Source organism: Aeromicrobium sp. Leaf350, assembly GCF_916858655.1.
Classification (GTDB): domain Bacteria; phylum Actinomycetota; class Actinomycetes; order Propionibacteriales; family Nocardioidaceae; genus Aeromicrobium.
Map to the genome: position 1 here is coordinate 711,164 of NZ_CAKASL010000001.1, position 15,316 is coordinate 726,479.

Here is a 15,316-nt window from a genome sequence, read left to right on the forward strand (position 1 = left end):
GGTGGGAGGTCAGTTCGGGATCGTCTGGGTGCGAGACGGGCCGCCGGGGTTGATCTGGATCGTCATCTGCTGTCCGTTGTAGCCCGTGTAGTAGTAGTCGGTGGTGTACGTGTAGTTGCCGTTGCCGTCGGTCCGGAAAGAAATCGGGTCGAACGTGTTGGTGCTCGGGTCGTACTTCGCCGTGTAGTTCGTGTTGGGCTCCAGGTCGGTGACCCGGAACTTGATCCACTTGCACTGGGTCGCCGGCCGGGAGCACTCCCCGATGTTGTAGCCGACGTTCTCGAAGTACAGCTCGACCTGCGGGTTCGGCGCATCGGTGGTCGCGGACGCCGATCTGGCCTGGGACGCGCCGCCGACGGAGTCGATGGCCCGCACGTCGATCGTGTGCTCGGTCCCCTGTCCGTAACCCGTGCCGCGGTACGACGTCTGGGACGTCGTCGCCGACCAGCTGCCCCCGTCGACCCGGTACTGGTAGCCCGCGATCGGTCGACCGTTCTCGCTGCTCGGCCTCGACCACGAGTAGTTGATCGCATTGCGACCGTCCTTGGTCGCCTGCACGCCCGTCGGTGGGTTCGGCGGACCGTACGGGGCGATGCCGCCCAGGGAGTTCGACCGGGCACCCGCCAACGCCGACCCGCCGTCCGCCGCGCTGAGCGGGGTCAGCGTGACGGTGTACGGGCCGCGGTTCGCCCCGAAGTTCACGCGGACCTGGGTCGCCGCCCCCTCGGCCTGGGTGGGCGCGGCGATCGTCTGAGAACCGCCGTTCCACTCGGCGCGGTACTGGGTGACCGGCCGACCCCCGTTGTCGGACGGGGTCGTGAAGGCGATGTTGACGCACGAGCACCCGCCGTTGCCGGCGTTGTCCTCGGATCCCTTGCCCGTGATCTGCGGCGCCGAGGCCGGGCCGAACGGGTTGACGACGTTCGACCGCGGGCTCGGGCTGGTGGCCCAGCCGGCGCGGTTCTTCGCCTCGATCGTGAACGTGTAGTCGACACCGTTCTCGACGCCGTCGTACGTGCGGTTGACCGTGCCCGCGGGCAGCTCCTCGGTGCGCAGCACCGAGCCGTTGGCGTAGGTCACGAGCCGGTAGCCGGCGATGGGGTCGCCGTTGTCGTTCGGCGGCTCCCACAGGGCGCGGACCGTCCGTCCGCCGCCGGCGCCGTTGTTGCGGGCCTCGGCCACCGGGGCCTTCATGACCGCGGGCACGCCGAACGGTGCGACGGCCGCCGACGACGGCGAGAACTGCTGCTGCGTCGGCGTCTTGTTGATGGCGCGGATCTGGAACTGGTAGGTCGTGCCGTTGACCAGCCCGCCCCACGTGTAGCTCGTGGCCGTGCCGCCGACGGTCTGGGACTGGCCGGAGCCGACCATCTTGATCTCGTACGACGTGATCTCCGAGCCCTCGTTGCCGGGTCGGGCCCACGAGAGCTGCAGCTGGCCGTCCATCGCGGTCGGCTGGATCGCGATCTGCGGCGGTGCCATGACGTCCGGCATCTTGTCGGGCGTGACCGGCGCGGACGCCGGGCTCGGGTCGCTGTCGCCGATGCGGTTCACCGCCACGACCGTGAACGCGTAGGAGTCACCCGGGTTCAGGCCCGTGATGGTGCACGTCGTCGAGGCGCACTCCTGGTTGACGCCGTTGCCGGTGACCTTGTAGCCCGTGATGGGCGCGCCGCGGTCGTTCGGGGCCGACCAGGTCAGCACGACGGAGCGGGCCTCGGTGGTCGTGACCTGCGGACGCCCCGGTGCCTCCGGGCGGCCCGCGACCGTCACGGTCGCGCGGCCCACGACGTCGCGCAGCGAGTCGCCGGACGCGTCGGAGACGGTGAACCGGACGGTGACGGTGCCGAACGAGTCGGCCTTGGGCGTCACGGTGAACTCGGTGCCCTGGGTGCCGGAGACGGAGCCGTCGCCGTTCTCGACCTCGACGTTCGAGAGCTTCAGCGGCTCGTCGTCGTCGGCGTAGGGGTTGGTCGCGTAGTCCGCGACGTCGATCGTGACGGGCTCCCCGGCGTTGGCGTCGACCCGGATGGGCGCGACGGTGATGGGGGGCCGGGTCGAGCTGGAGATCTCGACCAGCACCTGGCCAGGCACCTGCACCGTGCCGTCGTCGACCACGACGTCGATCGTCGCGGTGTCGCCCGGCTTCGCACCGTCCTGGGCGGACACCTCGATCACGGTGTCGCCGTCCATGTCGGCCTCGACCGGACCCTCGACGCTCGTGACCTCGAAGCTCAGCTCGTCGTCCTCGTTGGCGTCCTTGGCGGCGTTGACCAGGTCGAGCCGGGCGGCCTCGCCCGTGTCGGACACCAGCATGCGCACGGTGCGCATCGACGGCGGGACGTTGCCGTCCGGCGTCACGTCGATCGGGATGGTGAGCAGCGAGCGCTTGCCCTCGGGATCGTTGAGGCCGTCGCCGTCGGTGACCTCGACCGTCACGGAGGCGGGGCCCACGTAGTCGGCCTGCGGCGTGAAGACGACGCGGTCGTCCTCGCCCTCCTTGACGAGCGGCGAGCCGTCGGAGCGCTGCGCCGTGATGACGTCCTCCGTGGTCAGCACCGGCACCCGGCCGTCGCGCACGAGGATGACGTCGGCCAGCTCGATCTCGATCGGCGTGTTCATGGCGGTCTCGAGCGGCACGGCCTCGGGGTTGACCGTCGGGGGCGCACTGTCGGTGCCGGAGACGAACACGAAGCCGTAGGCGATCTGGTCGTCGTCGTCGACGACCTTGTAGGCGACGACCTGGTCCTCGGCGGCGAGCGTGACCTCGAGCTGACGCCCCGCGACCCGGCTGACGTCCTCGTCGACGATCTCGATGTCGAGGTCCTCCAGACGACCGTCGAGGTCGCCGTCGTTCTCGAGCACGTCGACGAGGGCGGTGTCGCCGGCCTTCTTGCCGGTCACCTCGGCCAGGTCGGCGGAGTCGTCGCGCACGATCGGGGCGTGGAACGGGGCGTCCTCGCTGGCGCTGAGCACGAAGAACGCGTTGCCGGTGCCGCCCAGGCCGTCGGTGATCGTGTAGCCGACCGAGGTGGAGGTCGTCTCGCCCCCGGAGGCCTCGGGAGCCGTGACCTCGATGAAGGTGCCCGAGACGCGGGCGTCCGAGGCGGCCGGGACCGAGAGCTCGGCCAGCAGGTCGATCGGGTCGCCGTCGGGATCGGCGTCGTTGAGGCGGGGATCGAACTGGATCTTCTTGCCCGGCTTGACCAGCAGCTCGTCGTTGAGGGCCACGGGCGCCTGGTTGACGGGGGCCTGCGGGATCACGCCGACGCGCACCTCGGCCGGGGCGGAGGCGCCGTACTTGTCGGCCACCGTGACGCTGAAGACGTCGGTGCCCGACTCGCCCTCGAACGGCTCGTACTCGACCCAGTCGGCGCCGGTCGCGACGATGCGACCCTTCTGCGGCGCCTGCACGACGCTCTTGAAGCCCACGGCGTCGCCGTCGGGGTCGGCGCCCTGCACGTTGAGCGGCACGCGCACCGTGCTGCCCACGATCGCCCGGTCGACGATCGGGTTCGGTCGGGGGGCGCTGTTGCCCTCGGGGGTGTCGGGCTTGACCGTCAGCCACACCGTGGACGCGACCCGCACGCCTCGGGCGTCGCGGACGCCGTACGTGAACGAGTACTGCCCCGGCTCCTGCGGCGCGCGGACCTTGAGGTCGTCGCCGGACACGAAGACGAGCAGGCCGGCCTCCGTCGTGGCCTCGTCGACGACGAGGTCCTCCTGCACGAGGTTCAGCTCGTCGCCGTCGGGGTCGGAGTCGTTGTCGAGCACCGAGACCGTGGCGACGGAGCCCGCCCGCAGGGTCTGGTAGTCCTCGTTGACGACGGGGGCGCGATTCTCGCCGAGGGGCCCGGGGCTGATCACGACGGCTCCGGTCGCGGTCTCCTCGCCGTCGGAGACGATGTACTCGATCTGGGCGGGCTCGGTCAGGTCACCCGTGGCCTCGACCCGGAGCATGCTGTTCTCCAGCAGCACGGCCTTGAGCGGGACCCCGTCGGCGACCTCGGCGCCCTGGACGACGAGCACGTCCTCGTCCGGGTCGTAGTCGTTCGCGAGGACGTCCACCAGCACCGAGCCACCGGCGGGCAGGACGCCCTGGTCCTTCACCGCGACCGGAGCGGAGTTCGCCTCGCTGGGGGCCTTGACGTCCAGCCGGACGACCGAGTTCGCCGAGCGGTCGACGTTCGCCGTCGTGTAGGGCAGGTAGTACGTGCCGGGACGCTGGGCGGTGGCGGTGAAGGTGCCGGCGATCGCGTCGACCACGACCTCGACGCCCTCGACCCGACCGACGTCGGTCAGCGTGAGGGGCACCCCGGTGGGGTTGCTGTCGTTGAGGAGCGGCTCGACGAGGGCCTTGGTGCCGGCGATGCCCACGGCCCGGTCGGCGACCGGCTCGGGAACGGCGGAGGTGGCCGCGACGACGTTGACCGGCACGACCGCCGTCACGTCTCCCCCGCGGCCGTCGGACACCGTGATCTCGACGCCGTTCTGGCCCACCTGGCCCAGCGTGTCGATGAACTCGACGGTCCCGTCGGGGCGGAACTCGACCTGACCCTCGCCCGTCGGCACCGCCGCGGTGATCGTGACGTCGTCGCCGTCGGGGTCGAGCCAGTCGGCCAGCACGAAGGCGGCGTTCCGCTGGCCCTGCGCGACCGTCAGCGACGTGTTGCGGTCGGGCAGCTTGACCGGCACGAGGTTCTCGCTGGCGCCTCGCATCGTGATGGTGGCCTCGGTCGAGGCCGTGCCGCCACGGCCGTCGGCGATGTCGTAGCGGAAGACGGCGTCGCCCACGGCGTCGGCGGCGAAGCTGGCCTGCACCTGGGTGTCGTTGCCCACGACCGCGTAGCCGCTGGTCGGTTCGGGTCCGCTGACGTGGGTGACCTTCGTGATGGTGATGAGGTCGCGGTCGGGATCGGTGTCGTTCAGCACGACCGGCAGGATCGTCGCCTGGCCCGGGCGGGCGCCGAGGTTGTCGGGGTTCGCGACCGGGGGCCGGTTCTCCGGCTGCTCGTCGGGGTCCTCGACCTCCTGCTTCTCGAGCTCCTGGCGCTGCGTGTTCGGGTCGACGTCGTCCCAGTTGTTGACCCGGTCGAGGGAGTCCTTCTGCACCATCCAGGAGTCGCCCGAGACGGTGTCGTTCAGGACCACGACGTCGCGGTTGACCCGGAAGACGAGGTTCGCGGACGCCGTGACGCCGGGGATGGCCTTGTGGAACGCGCGCTCGCCCTCGCACAGGCGGGTGTAGGACTCGGCGTCGCCGTCGTCGGCCCAGGCGGCGTGCACGCAGCCGTCGAGCACGACGGGCGCTGCGGGGTCGCCCGCCACGGCGGGCTGCTTGAGCTGCTCGAGGTCGCCCCCGGTCGGCGAGCCCGAGAGCAGGCCCTCGTGCGTGCCGACGTAGAGCGTCGACCCGGCCGCGCTGGGGGCCTGGAGCCGCACGGCGTCGGGCTTCTCGGTGTCGACGACCAGGGAGTCGCTGCCCGAGCGGTACAGGCGGCCCTGCTCGGGGTCGTAGGCGACGGGGGTCGAGCCGACGACGGTGAGCTGGGCGTCGGCTCCGATCGAGCCGCCCATCTCCCACGTGTTCTGCTGCTCGGGGGTGCCGTCCTCGGCCAGGGCGAAGCTCGTGACGACGCCCGACGTGCGGTCGAGCACGTACGCGACGCCGCTGGTGCTGACCGCGACCGCGCCGTCGGTGCCGACCTTGAGCACCTCGGGCTCGGTCTTGGCGGCGAAGCTGGTCAGGTTCTGGCTCGACCGCACCCAGAACTGGCCCGACTCGGCGTCGAGCAGCGCGATGGTGTGGCCACCGAACGCCGCGTCGACCGACTCGGGCAGCTCGACGGGATCGGACGCGACCGCCCGGGCGACGTCGACCTGCCGCAGCGTGCGGGTGTCGCCCTGGTTGTCGATGAAGACCGTCGACCCGTTCTGGAAGATGTCGACGTCGGCGGAGTCGGTCGAGACACCCAGGTCGAGCTGCTTGATCTGCGGGTTGAGGCGGCCGATCAGCAGACGCTGGCTGTTGGAGACCCAGACGCTGCCGTCGTGCAGCTCGACGTCGGTGACGGGTGTGCCGTCAGCGCGGAACGCCAGCACGACGAGCAGCGAGGAGACCAGGGCCAGGGAGGCGCCGGAGGCGACCTTGCGCCACCGGCGGACCCGAGGGCTGCGCGCCGCGGCCGGCACGGGGGCAGCGCGCCGCGCGCCGGAGCGCGGACTCACGTCTCACCGTCCGGCTCGTCGAGGATCTCCAGGTGCTCCGGGCGCACGATCCGTGCGGCCACCGCGTACTCGACGAGGCGGGCGCGTCGGTTCGTGGCCAGGCGGCCCGCACCGCCGCGCAGGCCCTTGACACCGGCGGCCGAGAACTTGTCGCACACGTTGTCGAGCTTGCGGTTGAAGGTCGTGATCGGCCAGCCGAGACGCTCGGCGGCCTTGGCGTTGCTGGGCAGCTCGCTGATGCCCGTGCCGGCGCGACGCAGCGATCCCTCGGCGAGCGCGAGGATCAGGCGGAACTGGGTCGGCGTGAGCTCGACGGCACCCAGGGTGCGGTCGCCGGCCGGCTGGTCGACGTCCTGGTGGGGGCTCACGACGAAGGTCGGCGCCTCGCTGTGCACGTTGACCTCATAGGTCGTCTCGCCCGCCGTGAACAGCACGGCGAGCTCCGGGAGCACGACCGGCACCTGCGAGCCCGGACCGACGACCGACTGCAGGGTCCCGGCCTCGCCGGTCACCGTGAGCGACAGGCGCGAGCCGACGTTCGTGATCCACCACAGGCCGCGCTCGTGGCGCAGGTCGACGAGCTGGCGGTGCAGGTACGGGTTGTCCTCGTCGACGACCAGGTCGGCCTCGCGGCCGATCGTGAAGGTCTCGCCGACCTCGAGGTCGTACTCCTCGCCGCAGAACTCCACGGTCAGGCGCGACACCTCGTCCTGGGCGTCGTCGGACGTCAGCTCGTCGTCGACCTCGTCGACGAGGTCCCGTGCGTCGGTCCCCTGCTCGTGCTCGCTCATCCCCCGTGCCCCCGTCTGTCCTGCTCAGTCCGCGCACACCGGTGCGGAGTCCTCGTCGGGCGAGGTCCGCCCGTCCGCTCGCTTGACCATGACGACGATGCACGTCGTCACGCCCTCGGTCGTGCGGATGCTGACCGTGGGCTCGGCGACCTCGTTGGCCGTGTTCAGCTGCCCGGCACCGGCCCGCATCCAGACGTAAGTGTCGCCCTCCTGAGGGTCAGGATTGACCCACGTGAACGTGGCGAGCGCGCCGTCGAGCGTGCCGTCCAAATCGACCGGCGCCTGCGGAGCGTCGCCGATGTCGGTCGGGTCCTGTCGCTGCGGGTCGTCGAGGTCGTCGGACTGGTCGCGGTCCGACGAGGCGCCGCTGAGCAGCGCCGTGGCGACGAGGCCGGCGATCACGAGCAGCACCACCAGGCCCGAGACCCACACCCAGGGCGAGCGGCGACGCCGCTCGGGCTGCGCCGGGGCGGTGGTCGTGGCGGGCGCGGGAGCCGCGGGGCCGAAGCCCACGGCAGGCAGTGGGGCAGGAGCGGGCGGTGCCGTGTGCCGCGGGGCCGGTGCCAGAGGCGTGGGCGCCGGGGCCGGGCGGACGGCCTGGCCGGGCGGGGCGGGTGCCGGTGTCGCGGGCGGGCTCGCCGGCACGGGCGGCCCCGCCGGGACGGGTCGGACGTGGGTGCGGTCGTCGATGCCCTCGATGACGACGGGACGCAGGCGCGTGCCGTCGGCACGGTCCTGCGGGTCGATGACCGAGACGGGTCGCACGCGGGTGCGGTCCTCGCTCTCGGGCGGCGTGGCCGCCACCGCCGCATCGAGCACCTCGATGCGGGTGGGCGGGAGGCCGAGCTCCAGCTGCACGTCGTACAGCGCCGAGGCCAGCGCGAGCGCCGACGGCTGCCGGGAGTCGACGTCCTTGCTCATCGCCATCGCCAGGATCGACATCAGCGAGTCCGGCACGTCGCCGCGGTTGATGCGCGCCGGCTGCTGCCGCTCGATGCGGGTCATGAGCGTCGCGTTGTCGTTCGCGCCACCGGGCACCTCGAAGGGCGAACGGCCCGCGAGGAGCGTGTAGAGCGTGGCGCCGAGCGACCACACGTCGCTGCGGACGTCGGCCGGCGGCTGGTCCCAGAAGGCCTCCGGGGGCGACCACGGGACGGAGACGCCGGTGGCGCCCGAGCCGATGTCGTGGGTCGTGGCCGCGATGCCGAAGTCGGTCAGCATCGGCGCGCCGTAGGCGCTGGTCAGGATGTTGTGAGGCTTGATGTCGCGGTGCAGGATGCCCGCCCGGTGGGCCGTCTCGACCGCACTGCCGAGCCGCACGCCGATCTCGAGGGTGTCGGGCACCGAGAAGCGCTCGGCCCGGTAGCGCGCCGCCAGGTTGGGCGCCGGGCAGTACTCCATCACGAGGTACGGACGGCCGTCGTTGCTGACGCCCGCCTGGAAGATCGAGACGATCGACGGGTGGTCGGAGAGCTGGGCCATCAGGTTGGCCTCGGCGTGGAAGACGTCGCGCTCGGCGGCCTGCACGGCCGACTCGAGCAGGACCTTGACGGCGACCTGGCGGTTCAGCGCGTCGCGGTACAGGAAGACGTCGGCGAAGCCGCCCTCGCCGATGTGGTCGACAAAGGTGAAGCCGTTCAGGACGGGCGGGTTGCTGCGGAGCCGGGTCACGAGGCCTCACCTGCTGCGGGAGCCTCGATCGACAGGGCGATCGTCAGGGCGTCGGACAGGCGCAGCACGGCTCCGTCACCCACGTCCGTGGGCACATCCTTCACCAGTACCACTTCCGAGCCCCCGAGCGGTGTGAGCGTCGTCCCGTTCGTCGACACGTCCGTCACGCGAACGGTAGTCGGGCCGACCACGATCTCCAAGTGCGTGCTGGACACGTAGGGGTCGTCCACGACCACCATCTGCGGCAGCGCCGTGCCGGCCAGCGTCGTCGAGCGCGGGCTGCGGCCGACCAGGGCCCGCAGGCCGACCTCGTAGGCCTCGCCCGAGCTCAGCGTCAGCGTCACGAGCGGCCCCGGGCGCCGGGCGGTCGGCGTCGGGACGACGGGCGCGCGTCGAGGCAGCTTCCCGCGGGCGACGGTGTGTCCGTCGTGGTCGCCCGAGTGCGGATCGACCTCGTCCGACGGCGGCGCCGACGGGACGCTGCCCGCCACGCTCGGCACGTCGTCCAGGTCGGCCTCCGGGTCGTCCTCGACGGGTCGCACGGCGGCGTCCTCGGGGCGACGGCCCGGCACGGTGACGCCGAACATCGCGTCGAACTCGAGCTCGTCGGTCTCGATGATCGTGGCCGAGGAGTCGGCGGCCGCGACCACCGGCTTCGGCTGCGGCTGCGGGTTCGGCGTCGGCTCGGGAGTCGGGGCCGGTGTCGGCTCGGGGGTCGGCGTCGGCGTCGGCGTCGGCTCAGGAGTCGGGTCCGGGTTCGGCTGCGGCTCCGGCGTGGGCTCCGGGGTCGGCGCAGCGGCGACGACGTCGGGGTGCCAGGCGAGCTGCGAGACCGCCACGACGCCCGAGCCGATCGGCAGACGCTGCCCCTTGCGGGAGGCGTCGTCCTCGCGCAGCTCGACCCGCTCGACGTCCGCCAGCGGCCAGGCGCGCTCGGTCCAGGTCGTCACGCCGTGGCCCTCGAGCTCGTCGTCGGCGACAGCCACCTGGAAGCGACCACGCACGAGGACGCGCACCTGGTCGCCCTCGGCGACGGCGCAGGCGAAGTCCGGCACCGACGGCCAGCCCGAGGCCGTCAGCAGCTCGACGACGCGCGCCACCGTGATCGGCTCGGCCGCGAGCCTGACGAGCGTGCGCTCGTGCCCGGGATCGATCACGACAACGCCCACGCCCGTGACCAGGGCGAGGGCGGTTCCGGGGCGGTACCAGCGGTGCGTCACCAAGTGGGCCTCCGCAGGACGGTCCAGGACGCTCGCGTCATGCATGGCTCCTCGCCTGCGGGACGGTGTCGACCTCCGGGTCGCTGCGTCCGCTGCCGAGCGTGTCGGCGTGCGAGACGACGTCGCTGCCGATGACGTCGATCACGATCGCCGTGACGTTGTCGTGGCCCCCGGCCTCGACCGCGGCGGCGACCAGGCGGGCAGCCGTGACTCCGGCGGAGGCTCCCCCGCGGAGAACCCGCTCGATGCGCTCGTCGTCGAGCTCGCCCGTCAGGCCGTCGGAGCAGAGCAGCAGGCGGGTGCCACCGCGGGCCGGCATCAGCGTGAAGTCGGCGGCGGCGTCGTCGACGGCGCCGATGGCACGCGTGATGACGTGGCGGTCCGGGTGCACCCGGGCCTCCCGCTCGTCGATCTCGCCGGCGTCGATCATCTCCTGCACGAGGGAGTGGTCGTGGCTGACCTGCTCGAGGCGCTCAGGCGTCAGCAGGTAGGCCCGCGAGTCGCCGATGTTGACGAGCAGCCAGTAGCCCCGACCCCGCTCCACGACGTAGACGGCGGCGATCACGGTCGAGCCCGGTGCCGTCACGGGCGACGTCGCGAGCGCGGAGACCGCGGCGCGGGACGACTCGAGCACGCGCTCGATGTCGGGTGCCGTGACGTCGTCACGACCGGCCAGCTCGGCGAACGCCTCGATGACCAGTCGGCTCGCGACGTCTCCGGCGGCATGCCCTCCCATGCCGTCGGCCACGACGTACACCGGCGGGCTGACGAGCCACGCGTCCTCGTTGTGGCGGCGGACCGCCCCCTCGTGGGTGGCTCCCGCCGCGACCAGCGTGACGCCCGCCGACATGATGTCGGGCGTCCACGTCACCGCCGCTGTCTGCGTCACCCGATCCATCCTCCCGGTCGCCCGCTCCGGCCGCCCCTGGAGGCGGAACGAGCGTTCGCCCGTGCGCCGCAGGATACGACGCCCTCAGGCTAGGAGCGAATCGAACGGTGCGGCGATGGGGACCGCTCCCCTGCCCCGCCCGGGCCGTCGTCAGAGCTCGAGTGCGTAGAAGATGCTGCTCGGATCGAGCCGGTACTCGCCGAACGGGCCCACCTCGACGAAGCCGTGGCGTTCGTAGAGCCGGCGCGCCGGGGCGAAGTGGTCCTGGGTGCCCGTCTCGAGGCTCACCCGCGCGAATCCGCGGCGCCGTGCCTCGCCGAGGAGGTGTCGCACCATCGCCTGCCCGATGCCGCGGCCCCGGGCAGTGCCGGAGGTGCGCATCGACTTGATCTCGGCGTGCTGGTGACCGAGGTCCTTCAGGGCTCCGCACCCCAGCAGCCGGTCTCCCTCGCGGACGGTCCAGAACGCGACCTCGGGAGCCGACAGCGCCTCCAGCGGCAGGGCGTGGACGCTCTCGGCCGGGCTCGTGGCGCGCATCTCGGCGAGGTGCTCGGCCAGCAGCGCGACGACGTCGTCGCGGTCGAGACCACCCGGCGCGAACCGGAGGGGATCGCCGACCGTCACAGGGCGAGCTGGGTGCGGACGACGCCGGCGAGCTGGTCGGCGACCTCTTGGGCCTCGACGGCCGACGGCGCCTCGACCATGACGCGCACCAGCGGCTCGGTGCCCGAGGGGCGCAGCAGCACGCGACCACGGCCGGCGAGGGCGGCGGACGCCGCGGTGACGGCGCCCTGCACGACCGGGTCGGAGTCGCTGCGGGAGCGGTCGACGTCGGGGACGTTGACCAGCACCTGCGGCAGGCGGGTCATGACCGCCGCGAGGTCGGCGATCGAGCGGCCCGTCTGCTTCATGCGCGCCGAGAGCTGCACCGCCGTGAGCACGCCGTCGCCGGTCGTGGCGTGCGCGGCGAGGATCACGTGGCCGGACTGCTCGCCGCCCAGCGAGAACCCGCCGGCGCGCATCGCCTCGAGCACGTAGCGGTCACCGACCGCCGTCTGCACGGTGCGGAGCCCGGCTCGGTCCATCGCCTGCACGAAGCCGAGGTTGCTCATCTGGGTCACGACGACCGTGTCGTCGCGGAGCGTGCCTGCCTCCTGCTCGGCGACGGCGAGCACGGCGAGGATCTGGTCGCCGTCGACGACGGAGCCGTCGGCGTCGACCGCCAGGCACCGGTCGGCGTCACCGTCGAAGGCGAAGCCCGCGTCGGCGCCGTGGCGCAGGACCGCGGCCTGCAGGCCCTCGAGGTGGGTCGAGCCGCAGTTCAGGTTGATGTTAGTGCCGTCGGGCGACGCGTTGATCGTGACGACGTCAGCACCGAGCGCCTCGAACGTCTGGGGCCCGACCTCGTGGGCGGCGCCGTTGGCGCAGTCGAGCACGATCGTGAGCCCGTCCAGGCGCGTCGGCGAGGAGGCGACCAGGTGCCTGACGTACTCACCGAGACCGGCGTGGCTCTCGCCGACGCGGCCGACGTCGGCGCCCGTGGGACGCGCCCAGGGCTCCTCGAGCCGGTCCTCGATCTGTCGCTCGATCAGGTCGTCGAGCTTGTGACCACCGCGACCGAGGAACTTGATGCCGTTGTCGGGCATCGGGTTGTGGCTGGCCGAGATCATGACGCCCATGTCGGCCGCCAGGTGCTCGGTCAGGAAGGCGCAGCCGGGGGTCGGGACGACACCCAGACGGTGCACGTCGACCCCGGCCGAGGCCAGGCCGGCCACGACCGCGGCCTCCAGGAACTGTCCGGAGACACGCGTGTCGCGGGCGACCACCGCTGTGGGTCGGCTGTCGGCGAACGCACCGCGCTCGCCCAGGACGTGAGCGGCGGCCACGGCCAGGTCGACCGCGAGCTCGGCCGTCAGGTCGCGGTTCGCGAGCCCCCGGACGCCGTCGGTTCCGAAGATCCGACCCACGAGCGGATCAGCGCTTGCTGTACTGCGGAGCCTTGCGGGCCTTCTTGAGACCGGCCTTCTTGCGCTCCTTGATGCGCGAGTCGCGCGTGAGGAGTCCGGCCTTCTTCAGGACGGGGCGGTTGGCCTCCTCGTCGATGCCGTTGAGCGAGCGGGCGACGCCGAGGCGCAGCGCGCCGGCCTGGCCCGTCATGCCACCACCGGTGACGCGGGCGACGACGTCGAAGCTGTTCTCCAGACCGATGGCCGCGAGGGCCTCCTTGGCGATCTGCTGGTGCAGCTTGTTCGGGAGGTACTCCTCGAGCGGCTTGCCGTTGACCGTCCACACGCCCGTGCCGGGCACGATGCGCACGCGGGCGACGGCCTCCTTACGACGGCCGGTGGCCGCGCCGGGCGCGACCACGGCGGGACGGTCGGTGGCCGAGGCGGCGAGGCCGCTCGACTCGGAGGTGTACACGCCGGAGGCGGGCGCCTCGAGCTCGGTGTCGGTGGTGGTGTCAGCCACGGTGCTCTCGTTCCTCGTGCTCACTGGGAGATCTGCGTGATCTCGAACGGCTGGGGCTTCTGGGCGGCGTGCGGGTGGTTCGGGCCGGAGTAGACCTTCAGCTTGCTCAGCTGCGCACTGCCCAGACGGTTCTTCGGCAGCATGCCGCGAACCGACTTCTCGATCGCCTTGCGGGCGTCCTTGACGAGCAGGTCGCCGTAGGAGATCTGCTTCAGGCCGCCCGGGTAGCCGCTGTGGCGGTAGACCTGCTTGTCGGTGCGCTTGGCACCGGACAGGGCGACCTTCTCGGCGTTGATGATGATGACGAAGTCACCACCGTCCATGTGGGGAGCGAAGGTCGGCTTGTGCTTGCCCCGCAGCAGCGTGGCCGTCTCGACGGCCAGGCGGCCGAGGACGACGTCCTGGGCATCGATGACGTGCCACTGACGGGTGATGTCAGCAGGCTTCGGGCTGAACGTGCGCACGGCGTGACCTTCTCGTTCTGGAGCTGGTGGAAATCAGGGCGGAACCCCGAAAGAATCGATGGTCGTCACCGGCAGGTGAAGTGCACGGCACGACGACGTCCAAGACTAACCGCCTGGGCACGCCCGGGTCAAAACGACCGCCTCCAGGTCGGCCCCGGGGACGCGGACCTGTGCAGGCGGGGCTAAGTTGAAGTCGCAAGCGTCACACCCCGGCGCACGTCGTACGTCACAGGAGACCCATCGTGACCGAGAAGAACACCCTGACCGTCCGCGACAACCGCTCGGGCGAGGAGTACGAGGTCGAGATCACCGACGGCACGGTCCGCGCGACCGACTTCGGCAAGATCGGCAAGTCCGACGACTCCCCCGGCCTCGCGGTCTACGATCCCGGATTCACCAACACCGCCTCCACCCGCAGCGCCGTCACCTACATCGACGGCGACAAGGGAATCCTGGAGTACCGGGGCTACCCGATCGAGCAGCTCGCGGAGAACTCGACCTATCTCGAGGTGGCCTACCTCCTGGTCAACGGCGAGCTGCCGAACCAGAAGCAGCACGAGCAGTGGGTGCACGACATCACGTTCCACACCTTCGTGCACGAGAACCTCAAGAGCTCGATGCAGGGCTTCCGCTACGACGCGCACCCCATGGGTCAGCTGATGTCGTCGGTCGGCGCGCTGTCGACGTTCTACCCCGAGGCGCGCAACATCAAGGACCCCGAGGTCCGCATGGCCCAGGTCGTGCGCCTGATCGCCAAGATGCCGACCCTCGGCGCCTGGTCGTTCCGCCACGCGCAGGGCAAGCCGTACGTCTACCCCGACAACGACCTGTCCTACACCGAGAACTTCCTCTCGATGCTGTTCAAGATGAGCGAGCGCAAGTACGACGCGGACCCCCGCCTCGTGAAGGCGCTCGAGGTCCTGTTCATCCTGCACGCCGACCACGAGCAGAACTGCTCGACGAACGCGGTGCGCTCGGTCGGCTCGAGCCAGGTCGACCCGTACTCCGCGGTCAGCGCCGGCATCGCGGCCCTCTACGGCCCGCTGCACGGCGGCGCCAACGAGGCCGTGCTCCGCATGCTCAAGCGCATCAAGACCAAGGACAACGTCCCGGCGTTCATCGAGGGGGTCAAGAACGGTGAGGAGAAGCTCATGGGCTTCGGTCACCGCGTCTACAAGAACTTCGACCCGCGCGCCACGATCATCAAGAAGGCCGTCGACGACGTCTTCGAGGTCACGGGCGTCAACCCGCTGCTCGAGGTCGCCCAGGAGCTCGAGAAGATCGCGCTCAACGACGAGTACTTCATCAAGCGCAAGCTGTACCCGAACGTCGACTTCTACTCGGGCCTGATCTACGAGGCGCTCCAGTTCCCGCCGGAGATGTTCACGGTGCTGTTCGCGATTCCGCGCACGTCGGGCTGGCTCGCGCAGTGGATCGAGCTCGTCGACGACCCGGAGCAGAAGATCGCCCGCCCGAAGCAGATCTACACCGGCGGTCGCACGCTCGACTTCGTGCCCGCCGCCCAGCGCTGGGCCTGACCCTCCCCGGTTCCGTCTCCGGTTTCCCACGAGTCCCCCTACGACT

General features: G+C 71.4%; 10 protein-coding genes. 1 reads left to right on the plus strand and 9 read right to left on the minus strand.

What is annotated here, in order from left to right:
• Positions 1-9: 9 nt before the first annotated feature.
• The 9 genes from LO931_RS03515 to rplM all read right to left on the minus strand — a co-directional run bounded on the left by LO931_RS03515 (position 10) and on the right by rplM (position 13,732).
• Positions 10-6,228 (minus strand): Ig-like domain-containing protein, encoded by a 6,219-nt coding sequence (locus LO931_RS03515; protein ID WP_229051836.1) that lies wholly within the window; start codon positions 6,226-6,228, stop codon positions 10-12.
• Positions 6,225-7,019, minus strand: a complete 795-nt coding sequence (locus LO931_RS03520) for a hypothetical protein (protein ID WP_229051837.1) — start codon at positions 7,017-7,019, stop codon at positions 6,225-6,227. The genes LO931_RS03515 and LO931_RS03520 overlap by 4 nt, the downstream gene beginning before the upstream one ends.
• Before the next feature lie 24 nt (positions 7,020-7,043).
• On the minus strand, positions 7,044-8,690 hold the full coding sequence (locus tag LO931_RS03525; RefSeq protein WP_229051838.1) for a serine/threonine-protein kinase: 1,647 nt from the start codon (positions 8,688-8,690) through the stop codon (positions 7,044-7,046).
• A complete protein-coding gene (locus LO931_RS03530; protein ID WP_229051839.1) occupies positions 8,687-9,955 on the minus strand; it encodes an FHA domain-containing protein in 1,269 nt (422 codons plus the stop codon). Before LO931_RS03530 ends, LO931_RS03525 begins: the two co-directional genes overlap by 4 nt.
• The gene (locus LO931_RS03535) at positions 9,948-10,799 is read right to left on the minus strand and encodes a PP2C family serine/threonine-protein phosphatase (RefSeq protein WP_229051840.1); all 852 of its coding nucleotides are present in this window, start codon (positions 10,797-10,799) and stop codon (positions 9,948-9,950) included. The genes LO931_RS03530 and LO931_RS03535 overlap by 8 nt, the downstream gene beginning before the upstream one ends.
• A gap of 150 nt (positions 10,800-10,949) precedes the next feature.
• Positions 10,950-11,423 carry a GNAT family N-acetyltransferase gene (locus LO931_RS03540; RefSeq protein ID WP_229051841.1) on the minus strand — a complete coding sequence of 158 codons (474 nt, stop codon included), beginning with the start codon at positions 11,421-11,423 and terminating at the stop codon, positions 10,950-10,952.
• On the minus strand, positions 11,420-12,766 hold the full coding sequence (glmM, locus tag LO931_RS03545) for a phosphoglucosamine mutase (protein ID WP_229051842.1): 1,347 nt from the start codon (positions 12,764-12,766) through the stop codon (positions 11,420-11,422). Before glmM ends, LO931_RS03540 begins: the two co-directional genes overlap by 4 nt.
• Positions 12,767-12,773: 7 nt before the next feature.
• On the minus strand, positions 12,774-13,268 hold the full coding sequence (gene rpsI / locus LO931_RS03550; RefSeq protein WP_229051843.1) for a 30S ribosomal protein S9: 495 nt from the start codon (positions 13,266-13,268) through the stop codon (positions 12,774-12,776).
• A gap of 20 nt (positions 13,269-13,288) precedes the next feature.
• Positions 13,289-13,732, minus strand: coding sequence for a 50S ribosomal protein L13 (gene rplM, locus LO931_RS03555; protein ID WP_229051844.1), 444 nt, complete (start codon positions 13,730-13,732; stop codon positions 13,289-13,291).
• Between the two features lie 242 nt (positions 13,733-13,974).
• On the opposite strand from rplM, the gene LO931_RS03560 reads away from it, so the two are divergent.
• A complete protein-coding gene (locus LO931_RS03560) occupies positions 13,975-15,270 on the plus strand; it encodes a citrate synthase (RefSeq protein WP_229051845.1) in 1,296 nt (431 codons plus the stop codon).
• Positions 15,271-15,316: the final 46 nt, after the last annotated feature.

Excerpts from the sequence above, each read along its gene's own strand:
- LO931_RS03530 (WP_229051839.1), bottom strand. The coding sequence starts at position 9,955 with ATGCATGACGCGAGCGTCCTGGACCGTCCTGCGGAGGCCCACTTGGTG.
- LO931_RS03520 (WP_229051837.1), bottom strand. The coding sequence starts at position 7,019 with ATGAGCGAGCACGAGCAGGGGACCGACGCACGGGACCTCGTCGACGAG.